This window comes from Streptomyces sp. NPDC060035 (assembly GCF_042736635.1).
Classification (GTDB): domain Bacteria; phylum Actinomycetota; class Actinomycetes; order Streptomycetales; family Streptomycetaceae; genus Streptomyces.
The window spans coordinates 1-20761 of sequence record NZ_JBHWVO010000048.1; the positions used below are offsets into that span (position 1 = coordinate 1).

Genomic DNA, 20761 nt, shown 5'->3' on the forward strand with positions numbered 1-20761 from the left:
CCAACCGCATGGCCCTTTCGATCGCCACCCAGCACATCAGCCGCGAGTAGCAGAAGTTCTTGCGCCCGCCACGCGTCTCCCAGATTCCCTCGTCGAGCTGGTCCCAGTTCTCGCAAACCCAGTCGACCAAACCGCAGACCGTGTCCCAGTGCGCGCTGGATTGCCGACGCGCACAGGGGCGGAGCCCTGGTGGCCCTCGAGATGGGGTAGCTCGCGCTCGGGCAGGTCGCGGCGGCCGTCGATGCCGTACATGACCCTTCCGCCACGGCAGGGCGGGCCCGGCGCGCCTGCTCGATGTCGATGCTGACGCTGTTCGCGCCCGTGCAGGCGGGTGCCGAACAGCACCCCGGGGCCCGGTCCGACCTGGCCGACCTGGCCGACCTGGCCGACCTGGCCGACCTGGCCGACCGCATGGTCCAGGCAGGCCGCACCGGTGACGGAACAGGCTCCGTGGAGGCCGGTATGGCGCGCCGCCCGCTACGTACGGGTGACCCTCGACAGCGCCCTCCCGCGCCGGGATCGAGGGGCTCCTGGACGGCCGCTCGGGGAGCGGCGACCCGGCCGGGTGCGCTGGGCTGGTCGCTCGGCGACGGGGGACGCAGCTCCGTTGTGGAGTCGGCCGTCCGCGACGAAGCGACCGTGCTGGTCACCGCCCTCGACGAGCGGCTGTGACCAGCACTTTCGCAACACGCCTTACGAGGACTGCATCTCGTAGGCGCCGGACAGCGCCTCGACCTGAGACCAGACACGGGCGCAGCGCTCGGGGTCGGCCACCGGACGGCGCATGGCGGCCAGGGCCCAGGCGGCCTGCGCGTCGGTGGTGGCGGCCTTGCCGTACAGCTCGGTGGCGTAGGCGGAGAAGTCGCGGATCAGCACGTCGAAGATCTCGTCCAGCACGTCGGTGTCCAGGCCGGTCAGCTCAGCCTGCTCCAGCACCAGTTGGCCGTAGACCACCAGGGCGAAGAGGTGGCCGATGACGAGCGAGAAATCGAGGTCCTGCTGTTGGGCCCGGTCGGGAGCGTGCTGGGACAGCAGCTCGCACAGAGCATCTGCCTGCTCCCGGAAGCGGGCCACGTTGGGCCGGTCGGCGTGCGCGTCATAGGCGGTGCGCCAGTCGTGGAAGCAGATGGCGCCCAGACCGCGCGCCGGGCCCTGCTGGAACAGGAAGGTGTCGTCCGCCGCGTCGAGACGGGTGGGCACGGGCGCGTACTCGGCGGGATCGAACAGGTAGTTGGGCATGAACTTCTGGATCAGGGCGAGGTTGACGTGGACCGTGCCCTCCAGTTTGGGCAGGCCACGGATGTCCCGGGCCGCCTTGTCGAAGTAGGTGTCCTTCTCGAACCCCTTGGCGGCGATGACGTCCCACATCAGGTCGATGACCTTCTCGCCCTCGGTGGTGACCTTCATCTTGGTCATCGGGTTGAAGAGAAGGTAGCGGCGGTCGTCGGGGCCGGCGGAGCGGAAGTAGTCGACAGCCCGGTCGCTGAAGAGCTTCATGGCGACCAGCCGGATGTACGCGTCCGTGAATTCCCGGCGCACGTGCGGGAAGGCCGTGACCGGCTTGCCGTACAGGATGCGGTTGTGGGCGTGGGTGACCGCCTCGTACATGGCGTGTTCGCAGATGCCGATGGAGGCGGCGCACAGGTTGAACTTGCCGATGTTGACGGTGTTGAGGGCGGCGTCGAAGGCGGCCTTGCCGGTGTGCATCACGTCCTCGGCGCCCACCGGGTATTCCTCCAGGCGGAACTCGCTGACGAACATCTGCGAGTTCACCACGTTCTTTACCAGGTGGTAATCGGGGTGGCGACTGTCCGCGGCGAAGAAGACGTAGCCGTCGGGGCCCTCGATGTCGGAGCGGCGGCCGAAGACGGAGACGAGACCGGCAACGTTGCCGTTGCCGATGTAGTACTTGGAGCCGTTGGCGAGGAAGCCGCCCTTGCCGTCCGGGGTGAGGACCAGGTCCGTCTGGTAAATGTCGGCGCCGTGGCCCTTCTCGGACAGGCCGAAGGCCATCACATGCCCTTCGGAGAGCAGCTGCGCCGCGCGGGCGTGCGCCTGGGGGTTCGCGCTCTGCCACACCGGGCCGAGGCCGAGGATGGTGACCTGCCAGGTGTACCAGTAGTTCAGGCCGTAGAAGCCGAGAATCTCGTTGAGGGCGGCGTTGCGGGCGGTGTCCCAGCGCTTGTTCCCGTCGTCGGCCGCGCTGGCGGACGGGGTGAGGAAAGCGGCGAAAAGACCCTCCTTGGCGGCGAACTCCAGGAAGTCCGCGTACCAGGTGCGGTCGATGTAGTCGCTGAGGAGCGCCTTCTTGCCACGCGTCTCGAACCAGTCGATCGTGGCCCTCAACAGGCGGCGGGTCTCCGGGTCGAAATGCGCAGGATCGTACGTGCGCGGGTTGAGGAGCAGTTCGCTGGGCATGGGAGGGTCCTTTCTGGGGCCTACAGGTTGCAGGGTCAGCCGATGATCCGGCGAAGGGTCGCGAGGACGTCGTCGAGCCAGGCGAGGTACATGCGCTCGTACTCGATACCGCCGCGCAGCACGACGTGCTGCAGGGACTGGCCCGTGTCCAGCGTCTCGGGGTCGGGGAAGTCACGGCGCTCCCCGGCCAGGTAGCGCTCCAGCATGGCGGCGTGGATCTCCCGGTGCCGCTCCACCTCGGCGAGCAGTCCGGCCCTGCCCTGCGGATCGTCGAAGGCGGCACCCCGGATCTTCACGGCCAGCTCCTGCCGAACCGACTCGGACTCGACAGGCGTCCTCAGCCAGTCGGTGAGCACGGCCCGTCCAGGGCCGGCCACCGAGTACACCTTCTTGTCCGGTCGGCCGTGCTGAGCCACCGCCTCGACGGCGACCCAGCCGTCGGACTCCATGCGCTTGAGCACACGGTAGATCTGCTGGTGACTGGCGCTCCAGAATCGGCCGATGGTTCGGTCGAAGCGGTTCGCCAGCTCGTAGCCGGAACCGGGCTGCTCCAGCAGGGACACCAGGATCGCGTGTTCAAGGGCCATACGGTGAGTCTGCTACGCAACTAGTTGCATAACAACGGGTCGCGGCCACGTGCGACACACCTCACTCCGGGACGACGGCGACCCGCCGTGACCGGTCGACCCGCCCGGCTGCTGCCCGTTCCACACGCACTGTCGGACGGCCCGGCCCGACTGCGCGACCTCGTTGCCGGTGGCGCAGGCCGGCGAGCAGGCCGGTGTGGCCGACAGGTTCGCGGCTCTTGCCGCAACGGCCGCTCAGCCGGACCGTTGCAGCTCGATTGCCATGGTCCGGCAGCTGCGAACGAAGTCTTCGGCAGCAGCAACGGTCACTTCCTCTCCGTCATGGACCGCCCGATTCCGCAACTGACGTAGTCGCGCGTAGACGTCCATGGCGTCATCGGACAGCCCCAGAGCTTGGATGGCCATGAGCCTGCGTCTGGTTGGCCCGACGAAGGGCGCGTCTTGCCCCTCAGTCTCGATTCCGCGGGCCCACATGACTTCCTGGAAGCACATTTCGAGTGCCCCCCATGCATCGATCACCGCCGCCCTGGGAGTAGCGGATGCAGTATGCATCGCCTTCCTGAATCGCTTCCCTGGCACACTCGACTCGAAGCCCGGCGCATCCAGGCGGTAGGGCATACTCTCCAGCCCCTCCAATACCGTCTGCCTCAGCCGCCGGTCTTCCGATGCCTGATCATCGGTCCTTGGTTCTTGGTCAGGCCCTGAATCAGCTTCAGGCTCGACACCGCTGCCCGCCGCATCAGAGGAGGGGGCTGGCCTCGGTACCACAGACAATGCGTTCGGACCGCTGGCCGTAGACAGAGCAAGCTCTTCCGCGTCATCGAGTACGTCGGCTGCCGCGGCAGCGAACTCGGCGCTCCCTGCCGGAGTTTCCACACGCGTCAATCGGCCGATGGCGTGTCTGAGTTGAGCCCTCATGACCCAGAGCAAAACAGCCGCGAACACCGGCCACGCCAGGGCTTTGACGTACTCCAGAACGAGCTTTGCGATCTCCACGGCAGCATCTTGCCGCTCGCCCTTACAGACGCAGGGCAGGCGCCCAGCGTTGTGACGAACGCGGGACATGCCGCCACCTGCGGTTTGCTCGGCAGCGACGGAGCGGCGGAAGAGCACCGCCGGATGCAGGGTCCCCTCGTGGTTCCGGCCGTCTCCCCTACCGAGCGGCGTGATGCCGGGTTCGGAACTGGTCACGGGCTGAGCCAGTGTCCGGAGCCAGATATGCCGACAGCCCGGATGACCGTGCATGCGGACGTGACGGTTTCCAGAGGGGCCGCACCCATCAACGCCGGTCCGACCGGCCCCAGGGCAACCGGATACAGTGCGCGGGACGGCAGCCTGGCTTGTGAGGGGAAGCGTGACCGACTCCAGCGACACCCGACCTACCGACGCTGAAGCGCAGGCGCCGCGGCAGAGCCGACTGCACCGCCTGATGCGCTACATCCCCCTGATCGCCCCCGTCCTGCTGTGGGCCGTGCCCTGCTGGGTGCTCCTTCACAGCGGCCAGCACTGGCCGCTGCCCGTCACGCTCGCCGGCACCGCCCTGTTCGCCCTCGGCCTCGTCGGCATGCCGCTCGCGATGGTGCGCGGCCACGGCCGCCGCCAGCAGGACCGGGCGGCGATCGTCGGTGACACCCTGCTGGGCACCAGTTGGGTTCTGTTCGCCTGGTCCATTCTGCTAGGCGTCCCTTTGCGGCTCGTCCCGACCGTGGCCGGCGTCGGCGAGAGTCAGGACCGGGCTCGAATGGTCACTTGGGTCGTCCTCGGCATAACCGCCGTACTACTCACCTGGGGGTACGCAGAAGCCCGCCGCGTGCCGCGCGCGTGCGCCGACTCGACGTGCAACTCCCACGGCTGGGTGCCGGGTTGGACGGCTTCCGCGTCGTCCTCATCACCGACACCCACTACGGTCCCCTCGATCGCACTCGCTGGTCTGCACAGGTATGCGAGAAGGTGAACACCCTGGAAGCCGACCTGGTCTGCCACGCGGGTGACATCGCGGACGGCACGGCCGAACGCCGCCGCGCGCAGGCCGCCCCACTCGGAACCGTGCGGGCCACCCGGGCCCGTGTATACGTCACCGGCAACCACGAGTACTACAGCGAGGCCCAGGGCTGGGTCGACCTGATGGACGAGCTGGGCTGGGAGCCGCTGCGTAACCGCCATCTGCTGCTCGAACGCGGAGGCGACACTCTCGTGGTCGCCGGCGTGGATGACGTCACCGCCGAGTCCTCCGGCCTGGCAGGCCACGGCGCCCACCTCGCCGGAGCCCTGAACGGCGCCGACCCCGACCTGCCCGTCCTGCTCCTGGCCCACCAGCCCAAGTTCGTCGACCGGGCGGCAGCCGACGGCGTCGACCTCCAGCTCTCCGGCCACACCCACGGCGGCCAGATCTGGCCCTTCCACCACCTCGTCCGCATCGACCAGCCCGCCCTCGCCGGCCTCAGCCGCCACGGCCCCCGCACCCTCCTCTACACCAGCCGCGGCACCGGCTTCTGGGGCCCGCCGTTCCGCGTCTTCGCCCCCAGCGAGATCACCCTGCTCGTACTCCGCTCCCCGCACACGCCCACCTCGATGTAGCACTCGACGGGCCGACGCATCCGCTTGGAGCAGAGCACGCGCCGAGGGATGGGCGCGGTGCTCGGCGTGGCGACGCTGTACCGGGCTGCGTCGACAGATGACCAGGCTCGTCCCGCTGAGGACAGGATCCGGACCATGCCCGGGCCGACGGCTCCAACGAGCCATACGTGGCCATGTTTTACGCAGGCCAGCGACGCGGTGATGCCTGCACTACCAGCAGGCGAAGAACGTTTCTTTGCTCCGAAGCCGGAACTCGCGGGTTGGGCGGCATTCCCCATGGGGGGCGAGGACAGGTCACTTTTCTGGGGTTCCTCATGGACCGGATCCAGGCACTGTCCAAAAAGGCGGTCCCGGCTGTTCGCTCCCTGCGTGCCGTACGCGACGAGATCTAGCGGAGCACCAGCAGGTGATCAGCGGCTGCGCCTCATGCTCCCGACCGTGAGGCGCGGCCATCAACTACGCCGTACGAGAGGGCTCCCCACCAGGCGCCGCACCAGAGCGGGGCTACGGACCGTGTGAGCAGCTTTCGGCCATCTGCGCCGTCGGCGTCTGCTCCTGGTCTGGCGGGTCCAGGCCGAGCCGTGGTCGAGGCCCATGCAATGCGGCGACGGTCAGTACCACCAGCCGGCCGGGGCCGACTGCGGGAAGGGAGACGCAGGGGCGCCGGGCGGCGTTGATGGCCGTGCAGAGTTGCGTGCCCATCTCGATCACCTGCCCCAGCTCACCCCAACTCCCCGGAAACCACTGGAATATCGCGTTTCCGCCTCATTCACCGGCTGGCACCGCCACGTCACCCTCGTCACCGCCGCCCACCTCTTCCTGCCCGAACAGGCGGGAGGACCGACTGGATGCTCCGGGAGTACGGCACCAGGGACGTTGATCACCCCATCAGTCGACGATTGGGCGCGGAGGCCGGTTTCGTCGCATTCCCCCATGGCGTCTACCGGGATGATGCGTCCGAAGACACGGGATTGCGACCGCCTACCGGATCATCGGTGAGCACTACGGGCTGCCTCTGCCCCGAGCTTCTGTGACCGGAGGGCGTTTGCCGCACGTGTTCACCGAGCCCAGGGTGCTTCACACGGAGAGCAGAGGGCAAAGAATCAGGCCAGTCCGTTCCAGCCCCACCGGGGCGTGGGGCCGGGGTCACCGACGTTGGTGCCGACCGGATCAGCTGACACTTCGCGGGCGATCTTGGTGCCCCAGTCGAAGTATTCAATGACACGGCACCGCAGCAGTTCGTCGTCTGGGAGTTCCTTCTCGACAGCACCTGTCATCAGCTCCATCCAGCGCAGGCGCTGCTCCTCGGTGATCGACAGGCCGAGGTGGGCGCGCAGCAAAGCCTGGTGGCCACCCAGTTCGTCAGTGAACCGGGTCGGGCCGCCGAAGACCTCGGCGAGCCACACGGCGACGTGCTCGCTATGGGTGCGGCCGAAGTTGGCAAAGACATGCGCGAGCAAAGGATCCGCCAGGACATCGTCATAGAAGGTGTTGCTCAGGCGGCGGAGCGCATCAAGACCGCCGATGGCCTCGACCAGAGGTTTCGTGCTGTCGGTCATTCCGCCTCTTCTGGGGTGGATGTCACGGTGGACTACTCGCGGTGCTTCATTTCCACGACTATCTTCGCATTCAACCCGCCGAGCGACTCGATTGCGAGCATTAACCCGGCGAACCTTACGATCAGAGCACCAGGCACTGCTTCTCGCATCTCCCGACCTGAGCGTGGTGTTAGGACCAGGCTGGCCTCATGAGCCTTGGGATCTGACTGATGCGGAGTGTCGGTTCAGCGACCCGACAAGGACGCCAAACTCGACCGCATCGAGCACGTGACCAGCCGTTTTCCGAACCGGTGTTTCGCCTTCGACCAGTTCGGACCGCTGTCGATCCGGCCCTGCCACGGCTCCAGCTGGGCCCAGGAGAGGAAACCGGATCGGCTGCCGGCCACGTATCACCGCACCCACGGCATCCGGTACTTCCACGGCTGCTATTGCCTCGGCGATGACCAGCTGTGGGGCGTGACCCGCCGCCGCAAAGGCGGCGACCACAGCCTCGCCGCACTGAAGTCGATCCGGTCCGCCCGCCCCGACGGCGCCCCCATCTAGGTGATCACGGACAACCTGTCGGCGAACAAGACCCCGCCGATCCGGATCTGGGCGAAAAAGAACAAGGTCGAGCTGTGCCTGACGCCGACAAGCGCGTCGTGGGCCAACCCAATCGAGAGGCCCAGTTCGGACCCCTGCGCAACTTCGTCATGAGCAGCTCCGACCACCCGAACCACACCGTGCTCTCCCGCAAGCTCCAGGACTACCTGCGGTGGCGCAACGCCAATGCCCGCCACCCCGACGTCCTGGCCGCACAACGTCGCGAACGCGCCAAGGCCCGCAGCGAACGCCGACAACGCTGGGGACACCCACGGGCCAAAGCCGCCTGTTCAAACCCGGCGAACGTCCGTGGTCAACGCACTAGCTGCTTGAGGGCCGCGCCTACTTTCGCACGCGGAACCGGAGCATCGTGACGGCGCCCGACTGGGTGTTGCTGAAAGGTTCCAGGTCGATCCTGTCGAGGCTTGAGGGCGAGAAGCGGACGCCGTCGCCGAGCAGCACCGGTAGGACATACACCAGGATCTCGTCGACGAGCCCGCGCTGCAGGCACTGGGCGGCCACGTCGGCACCGAGGATCTCCAGGTTCTTGCCGCCCGCGGCGCTGCGTGCCGTGGCAACGGCTTCCTCAAGCCCACAGGTGAGGAACGTGACGGTAGGGTCCGGTTCGTCGGGAGGCTCGTGGGTGAGGACGAACTGTGCTCCCCCGTCGTAGGTGGTGTCCTGGTCGGCCATACGCTTGGCGACCTCGTACGTGCCCCGGCCGACGAGCATGGCGCCTGTGGCAGCCATGACCTCCGGGAACACGTCCGCAGTCAGGTACTCGGCGATCCAGTCCATCGCGTGGCCAGGACCGGCGATGAAGCCGTCCAGCGACATCGCCCTGTTCACGACCACCTTGCCGGTGCCGGTGCTCACATCGCTCATGCGTACTCTCCAAGAATTTTGGAAGCCCGAGGCCGAATCATAGTTCGGCCGGCGGGGAGGGCGAGGGCGGTAGTTGCACGCGTATCTCCGGTGGCACAACGCGAACAACCGGCACCCGGATGTGCTGGCCGCGCAGCGTCGGGAACGTGCCCGGGTACGGCGTGAACGACACCGCCGGCGGGGTCGCTCTCAGTCCCGGGCCGCGTGACCAACCCGCTGATCGTTTGTGGTCCCCGCACCTGACCGGACCGTCACCAGCCTTGGCCCGGGACTGGACACGACCACTGAGCACAGCTCGTGCCGCCTCCTGCGCGTCCACCGGGTCCGACTTACCACGCCGTCGACGAACTGAGCGATCAGGCCGGCCCACCTCGAACACCTCAACCCGGCGAGCAAGCAGATAGCGCGATAGAGCTGCCCCACAGCTGCCGGACCCCGCCACCCCAGCCCTGCGCACCGTGCCCAGCTGGCCTGCCCACTCCCAGAGCTCGCCACAGCCCAACGCCGTCGAAGGAAACGACCGGGTGTCCATGACCACCCCCAATCTGGAGAGCACGGCCGCCACATGGACGTCCCTGTGCGTGTCCGCACCAAGGATGACCTCGCCATCCGCAGACGGAGGCTCTCCGGGACTCGGGCTACTCGCCACGCGGCCCCCTCTTCCCCTACGGGCCCCTGGGCCCTCTCCACCGGACCGTTAAGGCGGTCAGCGGTGAGACAGTGCCCAGTCCACGGCATGATTACCTGTGGGACACACCTCAACAGCCCGGTGGTGCTAAGTCCCGCACTGGTGATCGACGAAGGCGGAAAGGACGCACGCGTCCGATCTCTCACAAGTCAGAGCCCAGTGCAGGGCCACAACCCAAGTACCCAGGACCTTGCCCAAGCACGTTGCGGCACGGCAAGCCCCGCATTCTCGATGCCCTGGGCTGCCGCGAATCCCCCGTTCCGGAGCCGGGGTACTGACAGACTCGTCGTCTCAGAAGGGAGGCCCATGGGCTTCGGATTTCGCGTCGGCGTGCCTGGAATGAGCGTGCGTGTCCCGACCCGAGGGGTACGAACATCCGTCGGGCCGAGGATGGCCAGGGTGAATGTGGGCGGCGGGCGGACCACACTCTCGTCCGGGATGGGGCCCCTCTACGCCTCCAGCCCACTGGGTAGCGGGCGCCGCCGGACCAGTACGAGTCGCACCACACGCTCCGGTTCACGTCCACGGGCTGCCGCGCCTTCGGGCGCGCAGCTGGAACGGGCTCGCCGGCAAGCCGAGCGGGCTCAGCAGGAGGTGGAACGCGACTCGGCCATCGCGCAGTTGCGGGAGTTGCGTCAGCAGATGACGAGCGTGCATCTGCAGTCCTTCTCCCCCGCGCACCCGCCGGTCGTGCCTGGGCCGCCACAGCTCGGGCTGTCCTGGGCGCTGGCCGAGGCGAAGACGTTCCACCTGGCAGGTCGTGCGATCGTCGACTCCGGTACGGGCGCCCTCGCGGAGCCCCCGGACTTCGTCCACGACGACACCACGCGCCGGTCATCCCCGTGATCGAGAAGGCCCTGGCCAGGGCCGCCTCGGAGGGCGTCGGAGACGCGCACCAGCTGGAACAGGTCATCGCCCGCGCCGTCGCATCCTGGGCGTTCCGGACCCACCGCCGCAAGCCCCTGATCATCCCCGTCGTCATCGACGCGTGACACGGCGTCGCCGACTGGAGGAGACCCACACATGACCACCCGCTTCGAGGAACTCGACTGGAAGCCCACACCGATCGGCGACATCAGCCTGCGGCGCCGGCGCGAACCGTTGTCAGGAGACGACGTGTACGAGGTGAAGCTCGGGGACGAGTTCCTGATGTCCAGCCTCTTCACCGAGGGCGAGATCGCCCTCGCCAGACTGGGCCTCGCCCCGCTCGCGCACCACCCCGACCTCGATGTCGCCGTGGGCGGCCTCGGCCTCGGGTACACGGCGCGCGCCGCGCTGGAGGAGCCCCACGTCCGCTCCCTGGTCGTCGTCGACACCCTGGGCGAGGTCATCGACTGGCACCGGCGCGGCCTGGTGCCGCTCGGCACGGCGCTCGGCAAGGACGACCGCTGTCGGCTGGTGCAGGGCGACTTCTTCGCCATGGTGCGCGAGGGCCGCGGGCTGGACCCGCAAGCCGAGGGCCGCCTCTTCCACGCCATTCTGCTGGACGTCGACCACTCCCCCCGCCATGTGCTGCACCCGAGCCATGCCGCTCTCTACCAGTCGGCGGGCCTGAGCGCCCTCACTCGCTTCCTCCACCCCGGAGGCGTGTTCGCACTGTGGTCCAACGACCCGCCGGACGACGACTTCGTCTCCCTCCTCGCCAACGGCTTCCAGAACGCCGCCGCCCACGTGGTGGAGTTCCCCAATCCGCTGCGAGGCGGCACCTCGACCAACACCATCTATGTGGCCATCAAGGGCAGCGCCCCGGAACCAAAAGCCTGACCGCCCTGCATGGATACGCCGGTCGGCGCACACCGCGCCGCACCGGACTGTCCCCATGCACAGCTCTGCCCCGGCCTTTCGGCACGACCGGCACTATGCCTGGCATCCCGCACCGGTCACGTCCGGCGCCTGCACGGTCGCCCCCTGCCTCGGCGGCCGATCGGATCTTCAGGGGCGATGCCTCTGGACCGCCTTCAGCAGCCGGTCCAGCTCGTTGCCGGCCTCGTCGTACCCAGCGTCGGAGATCCGCTGCAGCTCGCGCGGGTCACCAGCCGAGACCGCACGTCGAGTGAGCAGGAATCCGGCGCGCATGGAACCCTCGTCCAGCGGCTCGCTCAGCCCATCGAGGTCGCCGACTGCATCCGCAGCATGCGGGCAACGCGGGGGGCGTCTGCGGCAGCTCGCCGCCGGGCATCTGTCCCCGCTGCCCACCGAGGTCGGCGCCCATCTGGAGCGCCTGGCCCGCTGGGGATTCACGCCTCGATGGGTGGACCTGCAACGCGACCTGTGGATCCTCGTGTTCGCCACCCACCCGGACAGGGCGACCGGTGTGTTCCACGACCAGGCCGAGAGCCTGGCCGACCCGGCGCTTCGGCAGCTCTTCCTCGACTACGACCACGCACACAACCTCGACCCCGGCGACCCCCGCGTCTGCGACCTCGCCCAGCGGATCACTGCGGCAACCATGGAACGCTACGCAGCCGCCGAACTGCCCCAGCTGGATACAGGGTCCCAAATCCCCTCTCTCATCCAGGGCACGGTCAACGCCTCATCCCCGGCATGGCAGCGACTCGACACGCTCACGGCTGATGATGCGGGGCATCCGCCGGCAGTACGACAGGACTGCCGCCGAACTCGCCGTGACCGACCCGCGGCAGGACAGCATCCCGCCCACCCGGGTCCTGGCCATCGTGCTCGTCTCCACCCTCCACAAGCCGACCCTGCGAGCCCTCGCCTACGCCAGAGCCTTCCGGCCCGACCACCTCGAAGCACTCACCGTCGCGGTCGACCAGGAGTCCGTGTCCACCCTGCGCAGGCAGTGGAACGAGTTCGATATCCAGGTCCCGCTCACAGTGCTCCGGTCCCCCTACCGCGAGATCACGAGACCAGCGGTGGAATACGTACGCGCCATCCGCCGCGACGGACCGCTCGACGTCGTCGCCGTCTTCATCCCCGAGTACGTCGTCGGCCACTGGTGGGAGAACTTCCTCCACAACCAGACCGCCCTCTGGCTCAAGAGCCGCCTGCTCTTCACCCCCGGGGTGACCGTGACCAGCGTCCCCTGGCAACTGTCCTCCGCCACCGGCCCCCGCCGTCCCATCGCCCGCGCCCCCGGCTCGGTCCGCCGCGGAGAACCCCCCGACACCGTCGGATACACCACGGCACACACTTCGCCACACCGACCCGACACGAAGTAACCAGTCCGTCCTCCATTCGATTCGAGGCGAGCAGTTGTGCACCCGAGTTGGCGAACGGTGCAAACTCGGGTGCACAGTCACACTGGCCCGGACCCATCGGGCATGGCTCACCGCCTACCGCAAACTCGACGCTCCCCCGTCCCGCTGCGCTCCGCCGCCAGCTGCGGGTCTGGTCCCTCCGGTTCCAGGGGGCGCTGCCTCAGTTCACCTGGGCGCTGTCGCCGTCGCCGGTCGCGTCACCACCTGTGTCGTTGCCGCCGACCTCATCGCCGCCGTCAGCACCTGCGTCGACGCCGCCGTTGTCGTCCGCGCCGCCGTTCGCACCCGCGTCCTCACCGTCTTCGGCGCCGCCGTCAGCACCGGCGTCGCCGCCGTTATCGTCCGCGTCGCCGCCACCGTTATCGTCCGCGCCACCGTCGGCACCCGCGTCCGCGCCACCGTCGGCACCCGCGCCGCCGTCCTCCGCTCCGCCCGCGCCGTTGTCGTCACCGGCGCCGCCGTTTTCCGCACCGTCGCCGGCGCCGTTGCCGTCGCCGATCTGGGCACCGACGGCTTCGAGAGCGGTGGTGACCGGCTGGAAGAACGTCTCGCCGCCCGCAGTGCAGTCACCGCTTCCGCCCGATGTGAGGCCGACCGCAGTGCCGTCCGCAGTGAAGAGTGCTCCACCGCTGTCGCCCGGTTCGGCACACACGTTGGTCTGGATCAGACCGGACACCGTGCCTTCGGGGTAATTCACCGTGGCGTCGAGGCCGGTGACCTGGCCGTCGTTCAGTCCGGTCGTGCTGCCCATCCGGATGACGTCCTGGCCCACCGCCGCGTCGGCCGCCTGGGTGATCGCGACCGTCTGTCCGTCGCCGGTGTCCACCTCGCTCGGGGCTTCGGTCGCGGGGTCGTCGTACGTCACGAGTGCGAAGTCGCCCTCGCCGGGGAACACCGCTTCCTGGACCGTGCCGATCGGCTGGCCGTCGGCCTCCTCCGACCACTGCTCGGCCGCGACGCCGCAGTGGCCCGCGGTCAGGAAGCCCGGACTGCCGTCCTGGGTGGTCACGTTGAAGCCGAGTGAGCAGCGTGCGCCACCGCCGAAGATGGCGTCGCCGCCTTCGGCGAAGGTCTTGAACTCGCCTGCGGACCTCTTGATCCGGGCCACGCCGGGCCCGAGATCCGCCACCGCCGATTCGAGCTTGTCCCAGCGCTCACCGGCCACTGTGCGGTCGGCCGTGACGAGGACCTGGTTGGTCCTCGGGTCCAGTGCCCAGGAGGTACCCGGGACGGTGGCCTTCCGGGACAGCGTGTTCTTGGCCGCGGTCAGCTTCACGGCGCTGTTCTGGACGCTTCTCGGCACCGCGCCGGCCTTCTTGACCTGCACGTTGATGTCGTTGTCGTTGCCCACGACGTTCACGACGAGCTGCTGCTTGCCGGCGTCGTAGTACGCGCCGCCGTAGGAGTCGCCGAGCTGCTTTACGAGCTGCTGGAGGAGCTCCGAGGCGGAAGCCGCGCTCATGGTCCGGGGCGCCGTCGCGCCGGACTGGGCGCCGTCCTGCCCGGCGTACGCCTGGGGGAGCAGGATGGCGGCCGCGGCAATGCCGACCGCTGCGGCTCCCGCCATAACGGCCTTCCGCTTGGTTATTCGCCTGTGACTCAACTCGTCGCCTCCTGTAGGGGGTACGGAGCCGGTTGCTGGTGTTGCACCCGGGGGGACGCGTCCGCCCTTGGATACGCACGAGGCGCGTGTTGTTCTCATCGCGAGTGCGAAATTCTTTTGCTGACAGCGCTCCTGACAGCACGTCAAAGAGGTTACGGGCGGCCGCCGGTGGAGTGCGCAGCTAAGGCCCGGCGAGGTCACAGGGGATCAGAGGCGTACTCTGCCGCTGTGAATGGTTCACGTCTGCGGTTCGACGGCTGGATCGCCGGCACCTCGTCGGGCACACGAGTGGTGCTGGGGCACTGGACGCGGTCGCCTTTCGGGGCTTTAAGCGACGTGATGGTCGAACGCGCGGACACTTCTGGAATGGGAGGGGACGGGCGTCAACCGTCCGGTTCGCCGGTTTCATGAATGGCGTGGCGCCATGTCCGTTGCGTGGCAGGGGAGCCCGGAGAGCAGAGCAGGCACAGTGCTGGTGATTCACGTGGTTGTCGAGACCCATGGCACCGAGCGAGACTGCGTCTTCCCGAACATCATCGCCCATCCCTTCCACGCCGTTCACCCCCACCCCGGAAGGGGAGCCTCATGCGAGTCCGACGCCGTCTTCCCAGTACGTACGCCAGTAGTGCACTGGCAGGCGGTGCAAGTGCGTGGCGGTGCCCGTGGGGAGATGGCCCGACGTGAGCGGCCCTGCCGCGAAGCGCCCCTGCGCATGTAGCAAGATGAGCGAGCCCCGCCGGTCAACGACTCGTCGTTACGGCGGGCCCCGCACATCCCGGACTCGAGCAGCAGGTGACAGCAAGGTGACGACACATCAGATATTGGGCGTACGCCCCCTTCCCGGCACGACGGCAGGCAGCCGGTGAACCGGGACCTCACGCTTCACGACTGGATCGTCGCGGGCGTCTGGATGGCCGTCGGGCTCGCGGCGGGCGTCCTGTTGCGCATCCTCCTGCGCTGGCTGAGCAAGCACGCGACCCGTACCCGGTGGAGCGGGGACGACGTCCTCGTCGACGCGCTGCGCGCGCTGGTGCCGATCGCGGCGCTCGCGGGCGGAGTCGCGGCCGCCGCGGCGGCGCTGCCGCTGACCGGCCGGGTCAACAACGCCGTCAACGAGATCCTGACGGTCATGCTCATCCTCGCCGCGACCATCACCGCGGCACGCGTGATCACCGGCCTGGTGCGGGCGCTCACGCAGTCCCGTTCTGGTGTCGCCGGATCGGCCACGATCTTCGTCAACATCACCCGCGTCGTCGTCCTGGCCATAGGCTGCCTGGTCGTTCTGCAGACCCTGGGCATCTCCATAGCTCCGCTGCTCACCGCCCTCGGTGTCGGCGGTCTCGCGGTCGCCCTGGCTCTCCAGGACACGCTCGCCAATCTCTTCGCGGGCATCCACATCCTCGCCTCGAAGACGATCCAGCCCGGCGACTACATCCGTCTCACCAGCGGGGAGGAGGGTTACGTCGTCGACATCAACTGGCGCAACACCGTCGTACGCAACCTCTCCAACAACCTCGTCATCATCCCGAACGACCAGCTCTCCAGCACCAACATGACCAACTTCAGCCGCCCGGAACAGGAGATGACCCTCACCGTGCAGGTCGGCGTGGCCTATGACAGCGACCTGGAGCACGTGGAGCGCGTCACCGCCGAGATCGTGACCGAGGTCATGACGGAGGTCGAAGGCGCGGTGCCCAAGCATGAACCCGCCGTCCGCTTCCACACGTTCGGGGACTCACGGATCAGCTTCACCGTAATCCTGGGCGTGGGTGAGTTCAGCGACCAATACCGGATCAAGCACGAGTTCATCAAGCGGCTGCACAAGCGCTACCACGTGGAGGGCATCCGCATTCCCTCCCCGGCGCGTACCGTCGCCCTCCAGCAGAACGGCGTGGCGATTCCCCCGCAACGCGACGGATCCCTTTCGAACCTGTAGAACATCGTGGCGGGGCGGTCCTACCAAGGCCGCCCTCTGCCCAGGGTCATTACGTGATCGGGATCTGTCCGGGTTCATCACGTGAAGCCGAGGGTTCGTAGTGGCCGGAGGTAGTCGCGGCCGGTGTGGCGGAGGGCGGCGGCGATGTTGGTCTGGCCGTCCTGGCGGAAGACGCTGATGGCTAAGCTTGACGTTTATCCAGTCGTGCTGATTATGACGACAGTGGCTGGGTCTGGTCTGCCCTGTTTCCCGACGGGGTGCACACGTGCAGGGTGCCTGTTCTTCGTGCCGGTTGGTCGGCCGAGGCCTGCAATGGTGGATTTCGGTGCGTCGGCCAGCTGAGGGGTCTTCCTGTGGAGGCGGCGAAATCCTCGAGGGATGCGTGCGGGTGTGAGGCGCCCTTGGCGCGCGGGCCGTTCCCAAGGATTGCGGAGATCTTCTGCGAGGGGCCGGGCAAGGCGGAGCTGGGCGTGGGCAGCTATGACGAGCCAGGTCCAGCGGTCGGCGGCGGCCGGCTCGCGGAGTTTGGGAGTGGTCCACCCCATTGTCTGCTTGAGTACCTGAAGGTGTGCTCAAGATCGAATCTGCGCAGAAACGCCTGCCAGAGCCGGCCCACGTCACCGGCAGTAGCAGCGGTGCCCGACCACCACAGCCAGACCGGCCTGGGACTGCGGTCCCCACGAAGGTGGTCGACCTGAAGGCGGATGACGGTGCCTTCAATGAGCCGGTAGCTCTCCTTTGGGGTAGTCGGCCCAAGCCGAGCGCCGGACCAGTAGCGGGTGCAGCCGGTCCCAGGCTGTGGCGACGGTCTTCCCGTAGTGAGTGGTGTCGGTCGCCGCCTCGCGGTCGGTGCGACGCTCACCATCGGCTCGCAGACCACGGTTTCTCTGGTCGTCCCCGCCGCCACGGGAGCTGGCGCGGTGGCCTCGCTCGCCATGATGCGCACACTCCAGCTCCGCGCCTTCAGGGCGATCCAGCTTGCGCACGTACTCGCGAGCACAGCGGCCCAAGGGCAAGCTGTCCTCGAAGCCTTCTACCCGCGCGCCGAATCCGACGCCCCAACCGCTGCCGGTACGACGCCTTACTCTCTGCCGCCCGTGCGCTCCACCGTGGTCTGGCCCGGCCCCACGAGCTTGGTCGAGCAGCTGGACCTACGTCGTCTGGTCGCGGCGGCGACGCGTGCCGACGCCGTAGTGGTGCTGCGAATCCCGGTCGGCACCACCGTCCACACCGGCGAACCCGTCGCAGATGTCCGTGGCGGCAACCTGACGGCCCAGCAGGTGACGCGTGCCCTGATCGACGGATTGTCTCGCCCAAGGTCTCCTCACACTGCCTCAGCAACTTGCGAGAAAGGGTGATCGCCTCCTCACGACGGCCGGAGTCCAGATACACGCCGGAGTGGTTGCTACGGGACGCCAGCACGTCTGGGTGGTGCGAACCTAGTACGCGAGTCCGCCGAGCCCGGGTGTCCTCGTACAGCGCGATTGCCACTTCCAAACGCCACGCCCGGTGATAGGCACCAGCGAGATTGTTGATCGATGTCTCCCCTTTCCCAGTAAGCGGCGGCCAGAAAGGCGGCCAGGTTACTGCGGGCGGCGAGGGTGTCCGGGTGGTCGGGGCCGAGCAGTCGCTCGTTCTCGTGGGAGAGCAACTCGAACAAGGCGAGCGCGTCCTCATAGCGGCCGGTTGCCCTGTAGATGCCCGCCAGGTTCTGCCGGGCAGCCAGGGCTTCGGGGTGGTCGGGGCCGAGCAACTGCTCGCAATCCTGAAGCGTTCGCTCGAACAGCGCCAGGGCGCGGGAAGGCACGCCAGCCTCCTGGTACGCGGTGGCGAGGTTGCTGCGCGTGATGGCGTCCTGCGCGTCGGGGCCGAGGACCCGCTTCCTGTCGCCGGGTGTCGCCTCCAGCATAGGTAGGGCCTCGCTAATGCGGCCCGAGCTGAACAAGGCGTAGGCAAGACTGTCGCGCGAGGTGAGCGTCTCAGGGGGGTCGCCACCAAGGACGCGCATGCGCACGCGCGGGTTTTACTCGAACGGCGGTACGGCCCGGCTCAGTTCGCCGACCGCTTGGCAATTTGCAGCCACCGGGCGCCAAGGCAACGACCGCAGTACCGTGCCAGTGATCAAGACAGCATCGGTCCCGCGCTCGTCGGTCCTTCGGAGATGTTCGCCCAACAGAGGACGTGATCACACTGATCGCGTTTGGGGATGCGGTCTGAACGATCCGCGCCGGCTCACACACGCCATGCGGGCCCGCTCCAGCAGTGTTGTTGCACTCACAGCTATCGATCGTCAGGATGCACGGGACGTACAGCGAACCATCCCGCCGTAGGCGACCAGCCACCATCCAGCCTTCACCATTCAGTGACGACCCGTCAGTAAAGTCAGCATTGAGTCAGCATCAGCCCCGCCAGAACACGCCCTTGAGGGTCACAGACCGCCGAGACCAACAACCCGCGCCGTGGCATCTGACCTGCAAAAACCCTGGCCAGAGCCCCCTCTGATAGCCTTGCTGGGAGATACCGTTGAGAATGCTCATCAACGTGCCGGAGACCGTCGTCGCCGACGCCCTTCGCGGCATCGCCGCCGCCCACCCCGAGCTCACCGTGGATGTCGAGAACCGCCTGGTCGTACGGCGCGACGCGCCGGTGGCCGGACAGGTGGGGATCGTCTCCGGCGGCGGGTCCGGGCATGAACCGCTGCATGCGGGGTTCGTCGGGCCGGGAATGCTGTCCGCCGCGTGCCCCGGTGAGGTCTTCACCTCCCCTGTGCCCGACCAGATGGTACGGGCCGCTGCCGCGGTCGACAGTGGCGCGGGGGTGCTGTTCGTCGTCAAGAACTACACAGGTGACGTCCTGAACTTCGACATGGCGGCCGAGCTCGCCGAGGAGGAGGGCATTCAGGTCGCCCGGGTCCTGGTCGATGACGACGTGGCGGTGACCGACAGCACGTTCACGGCGGGCCGCCGGGGCACGGGTGCGACGCTTTTCGTCGAGAAGATCGCCGGTGCACTCGCCGACGAGGGTGCGCCGCTGGCACGGGTGGAGGCGGTGGCACGGCAGGTGAACGAGTCCTCGCGGAGTTTCGGGGTGGCGCTCAGCGCGGTGACCACACCGGCGAAGGGCAGCCCGACCTTCGATCTCCCCGGTGGCGAGCTCGAGTTGGGCATCGGAATCCACGGCGAGCCGGGACGGGAGCGGCGTCCGATGATGACGTCGGGAGAGATCGCCGACTTCGCGGTCCATGCGGTGCTGGAGGATCTGCGGCCGAACGGTCCGGTGCTGGCCCTGGTGAACGGGATGGGTGCGACACCACTGCTGGAGCTGTACGGGTTCAATGCCGAGGTGCACCGGGTGCTGTCCGAGCGGGGCGTGGCCGTGGCTCGTACGCTGGTGGGGAACTACGTGACGTCGCTCGACATGGCGGGCTGCTCGGTGACGCTCTGTCAGGTGGACGAGGAGATGCTACGGCTCTGGGACGCGCCGGTGCAGACATCTGCGCTCCGCTGGGGCCGGTGAACTGCCGCCCGACGTGCGTGAGGGAACAGGAGATCAAGTGCTCGACACCGACTTCTTCCGTCGTTGGATGGCCGCCACCGCGTCGGCCATCCAGCGTGAGGCGAGCCGACTGACCGATCTCGACGCCGCGATCGGGGATGCCGATCACGGAAGCAACATGCAGCGCGGTTTCACCGCGGTGACCGCGGCGCTGCAGAAGGAACCGCCCGCAACGCCCGGGGCCGTGCTGACGCTCTCGGGCCGGCAGTTGATCTCGACGGTGGGCGGGGCGTCCGGGCCGTTGTACGGGACGCTGCTGCGGCGTACCGGAAAGGCGCTGGGCGAGGCGGCCGAGGTGACACGCGGTCAACTGGTCGAAGCACTCGGTGCGGGCGTCGCTGCTGTCGCTCAGCTGGGCGGTGCGCAGGCCGGGGACAAGACGATGCTCGATGCGCTGCTGCCGGCTGTCGAAGCGCTGGAGATGTCGTTCGGGGCGGCCCGGGACGCGGCACAGGCAGGCGCGCTGGCCACCGTGCCGTTGCAGGCACGCAAGGGCAGGGCCAGCTATCTGGGCGAGCGCAGCATCGGACATCAGGATCCGGGCGCAACATCGGCCGCACTACTGGTCGCGGCGCTCGCCGAGGCCGCGGACACGAGCGGCGGAGGAGACGCGTGAGCGAGGAGAAACAGGTCGGGATCGTGCTGGTCTCGCACAGCGGCCCGGTGGCCGAAGCCGTCGTCGAGCTGGCCAAGGAGCTGGCGGCCGGTGGGGCGACCGCCCCCGTCGCAGCGGCCGGGGGCACCTCTGCCGGAGGACTCGGGACCAGCGCCGAGCTGATCGCCGAGGCGGCCAGGTCGGTCGACAGGGGCGCGGGGGTCGCACTGCTCGTCGATCTCGGGAGCGCGGTGCTGACGGTGAAGGCCATGCTGGCCGCGGGTGACGAACTTCCCGGCGGTGCCCGACTGGTGGACGCTCCGTTCGTCGAGGGTGCGGTCGCCGCACTGGTGACCGCATCGGCGGGGGGCGATCTGGCCTCGGTGGAGGCGGCCGCCGCGGACGCGTACGGCTACCGGAAGGTGTGAGCCAGCCGGCCGCCCCCCCCCCCGCGGGGGGGGCGCCCCCAAAAAAAAACCCCCCCGTCAGGGCACAGTCTTGGGGGGAGTATTAAAAACAGACGCAGGCGCCGACCCAAGGGGGGTTTTTAAAGGT

At 68.2% G+C, this 20761-nt stretch carries 14 protein-coding genes and 9 pseudogenes; 12 read left to right on the forward strand and 11 right to left on the reverse strand.

Annotation, left to right across the window (positions count from 1 at the left end):
* Nucleotides 1-258: pseudogene (locus tag ACFWBQ_RS36790) on the reverse strand (glycoside hydrolase family 15 protein); the annotation flags it as partial.
* A 36-nt stretch (nucleotides 259-294) separates the two neighbouring features.
* Between ACFWBQ_RS36790 and ACFWBQ_RS36795 the strand changes: the two are divergent.
* The gene (locus tag ACFWBQ_RS36795; RefSeq protein ID WP_385507988.1) at nucleotides 295-672 is read left to right on the forward strand and encodes a hypothetical protein; all 378 of its coding nucleotides are present in this window, start codon (nucleotides 295-297) and stop codon (nucleotides 670-672) included.
* Between the two features lie 21 nt (nucleotides 673-693).
* Here the strand turns inward: ACFWBQ_RS36795 and ACFWBQ_RS36800 are convergent, their stop codons facing one another.
* The 3 genes from ACFWBQ_RS36800 to ACFWBQ_RS36810 form a co-directional block, all read right to left on the reverse strand.
* A complete protein-coding gene (locus ACFWBQ_RS36800) occupies nucleotides 694-2418 on the reverse strand; it encodes an acyl-CoA dehydrogenase (protein ID WP_385507931.1) in 1725 nt (574 codons plus the stop codon).
* Between the two features lie 35 nt (nucleotides 2419-2453).
* A complete protein-coding gene (locus tag ACFWBQ_RS36805; RefSeq protein WP_385507937.1) occupies nucleotides 2454-3005 on the reverse strand; it encodes a PadR family transcriptional regulator in 552 nt (183 codons plus the stop codon).
* Nucleotides 3006-3239: 234 nt separating this feature from the next.
* Nucleotides 3240-4196 (reverse strand): hypothetical protein, encoded by a 957-nt coding sequence (locus tag ACFWBQ_RS36810; RefSeq protein WP_385507940.1) that lies wholly within the window; start codon nucleotides 4194-4196, stop codon nucleotides 3240-3242.
* Between the two features lie 163 nt (nucleotides 4197-4359).
* Here ACFWBQ_RS36810 and ACFWBQ_RS36815 point away from each other — a divergent pair.
* Nucleotides 4360-5582 (forward strand): annotated as a pseudogene (locus ACFWBQ_RS36815) (metallophosphoesterase).
* A gap of 1103 nt (nucleotides 5583-6685) precedes the next feature.
* On the opposite strand, the gene ACFWBQ_RS36820 reads toward ACFWBQ_RS36815, so the two are convergent.
* Complete coding sequence (locus tag ACFWBQ_RS36820) at nucleotides 6686-7141, reverse strand: group II truncated hemoglobin (RefSeq protein ID WP_385507943.1); 456 nt, start codon at nucleotides 7139-7141, stop codon at nucleotides 6686-6688.
* A 231-nt stretch (nucleotides 7142-7372) separates the two neighbouring features.
* On the opposite strand from ACFWBQ_RS36820, the pseudogene ACFWBQ_RS36825 reads away from it, so the two are divergent.
* A pseudogene (locus ACFWBQ_RS36825) lies at nucleotides 7373-8097 on the forward strand (transposase); the annotation flags it as partial.
* Here the strand turns inward: ACFWBQ_RS36825 and ACFWBQ_RS36830 are convergent.
* A complete protein-coding gene (locus ACFWBQ_RS36830) occupies nucleotides 8066-8608 on the reverse strand; it encodes a dihydrofolate reductase family protein (protein WP_351460168.1) in 543 nt (180 codons plus the stop codon). The pseudogene ACFWBQ_RS36825 and the gene ACFWBQ_RS36830 overlap by 32 nt on opposite strands.
* 73 nt (nucleotides 8609-8681) lie before the next feature.
* Between ACFWBQ_RS36830 and ACFWBQ_RS36835 the strand changes: the two are divergent.
* Nucleotides 8682-8816 (forward strand): annotated as a pseudogene (locus tag ACFWBQ_RS36835) (IS630 family transposase); the annotation flags it as partial.
* Nucleotides 8817-8891: 75 nt separating this feature from the next.
* Here ACFWBQ_RS36835 and ACFWBQ_RS36840 read toward each other — a convergent pair.
* Nucleotides 8892-9257, reverse strand: a pseudogene (locus tag ACFWBQ_RS36840) (transposase); the annotation flags it as partial.
* Nucleotides 9258-10058: 801 nt separating this feature from the next.
* Here ACFWBQ_RS36840 and ACFWBQ_RS36845 point away from each other — a divergent pair.
* Nucleotides 10059-10288 (forward strand): annotated as a pseudogene (locus tag ACFWBQ_RS36845) (RNase J family beta-CASP ribonuclease); the annotation flags it as partial.
* 31 nt (nucleotides 10289-10319) lie between these two features.
* Nucleotides 10320-11060, forward strand: a complete 741-nt coding sequence (locus tag ACFWBQ_RS36850) for a spermidine synthase (protein WP_385507947.1) — start codon at nucleotides 10320-10322, stop codon at nucleotides 11058-11060.
* 168 nt (nucleotides 11061-11228) lie between these two features.
* On the opposite strand, the gene ACFWBQ_RS36855 is transcribed toward ACFWBQ_RS36850, so the two are convergent.
* Nucleotides 11229-11372, reverse strand: a complete 144-nt coding sequence (locus ACFWBQ_RS36855; RefSeq protein WP_385507951.1) for a hypothetical protein — start codon at nucleotides 11370-11372, stop codon at nucleotides 11229-11231.
* A gap of 494 nt (nucleotides 11373-11866) precedes the next feature.
* Here ACFWBQ_RS36855 and ACFWBQ_RS36860 point away from each other — a divergent pair.
* Nucleotides 11867-12478 (forward strand): annotated as a pseudogene (locus ACFWBQ_RS36860) (DNA-binding protein); the annotation flags it as partial.
* 199 nt (nucleotides 12479-12677) lie between these two features.
* On the opposite strand, the gene ACFWBQ_RS36865 reads toward ACFWBQ_RS36860, so the two are convergent.
* Nucleotides 12678-14084: a S1 family peptidase gene (locus tag ACFWBQ_RS36865; RefSeq protein ID WP_385507954.1), complete on the reverse strand. Its 1407-nt coding sequence runs from the start codon at nucleotides 14082-14084 to the stop codon at nucleotides 12678-12680.
* Nucleotides 14085-14982: 898 nt separating this feature from the next.
* Between ACFWBQ_RS36865 and ACFWBQ_RS36870 the strand changes: the two genes are divergently transcribed.
* Complete coding sequence (locus ACFWBQ_RS36870) at nucleotides 14983-16056, forward strand: mechanosensitive ion channel family protein (protein ID WP_385507959.1); 1074 nt, start codon at nucleotides 14983-14985, stop codon at nucleotides 16054-16056.
* 818 nt (nucleotides 16057-16874) lie between these two features.
* The gene (locus ACFWBQ_RS36875) at nucleotides 16875-17414 is read left to right on the forward strand and encodes a DUF2254 family protein (protein ID WP_385507962.1); all 540 of its coding nucleotides are present in this window, start codon (nucleotides 16875-16877) and stop codon (nucleotides 17412-17414) included.
* Nucleotides 17415-17439: 25 nt separating this feature from the next.
* Here the strand turns inward: ACFWBQ_RS36875 and ACFWBQ_RS36880 are convergent.
* Nucleotides 17440-17733: pseudogene (locus ACFWBQ_RS36880) on the reverse strand (tetratricopeptide repeat protein); the annotation flags it as partial.
* Nucleotides 17672-18064: pseudogene (locus ACFWBQ_RS36885) on the reverse strand (tetratricopeptide repeat protein); the annotation flags it as partial. The pseudogenes ACFWBQ_RS36885 and ACFWBQ_RS36880, both read right to left, overlap by 62 nt.
* Nucleotides 18065-18579: 515 nt before the next feature.
* Between ACFWBQ_RS36885 and dhaK the strand changes: the two are divergent.
* The 3 genes from dhaK to ACFWBQ_RS36900 are packed head-to-tail and all read left to right on the forward strand — an operon-like array spanning nucleotide 18580 to nucleotide 20634.
* Complete coding sequence (gene dhaK, locus ACFWBQ_RS36890; RefSeq protein WP_385507965.1) at nucleotides 18580-19572, forward strand: dihydroxyacetone kinase subunit DhaK; 993 nt, start codon at nucleotides 18580-18582, stop codon at nucleotides 19570-19572.
* Nucleotides 19573-19609: 37 nt separating this feature from the next.
* Nucleotides 19610-20227 (forward strand): dihydroxyacetone kinase subunit DhaL, encoded by a 618-nt coding sequence (gene dhaL, locus ACFWBQ_RS36895; protein ID WP_385507967.1) that lies wholly within the window; start codon nucleotides 19610-19612, stop codon nucleotides 20225-20227.
* Nucleotides 20224-20634 carry a PTS-dependent dihydroxyacetone kinase phosphotransferase subunit DhaM gene (locus ACFWBQ_RS36900; protein ID WP_385507970.1) on the forward strand — a complete coding sequence of 137 codons (411 nt, stop codon included), beginning with the start codon at nucleotides 20224-20226 and terminating at the stop codon, nucleotides 20632-20634. Before dhaL ends, ACFWBQ_RS36900 begins: the two co-directional genes overlap by 4 nt.
* Nucleotides 20635-20761: the final 127 nt, after the last annotated feature.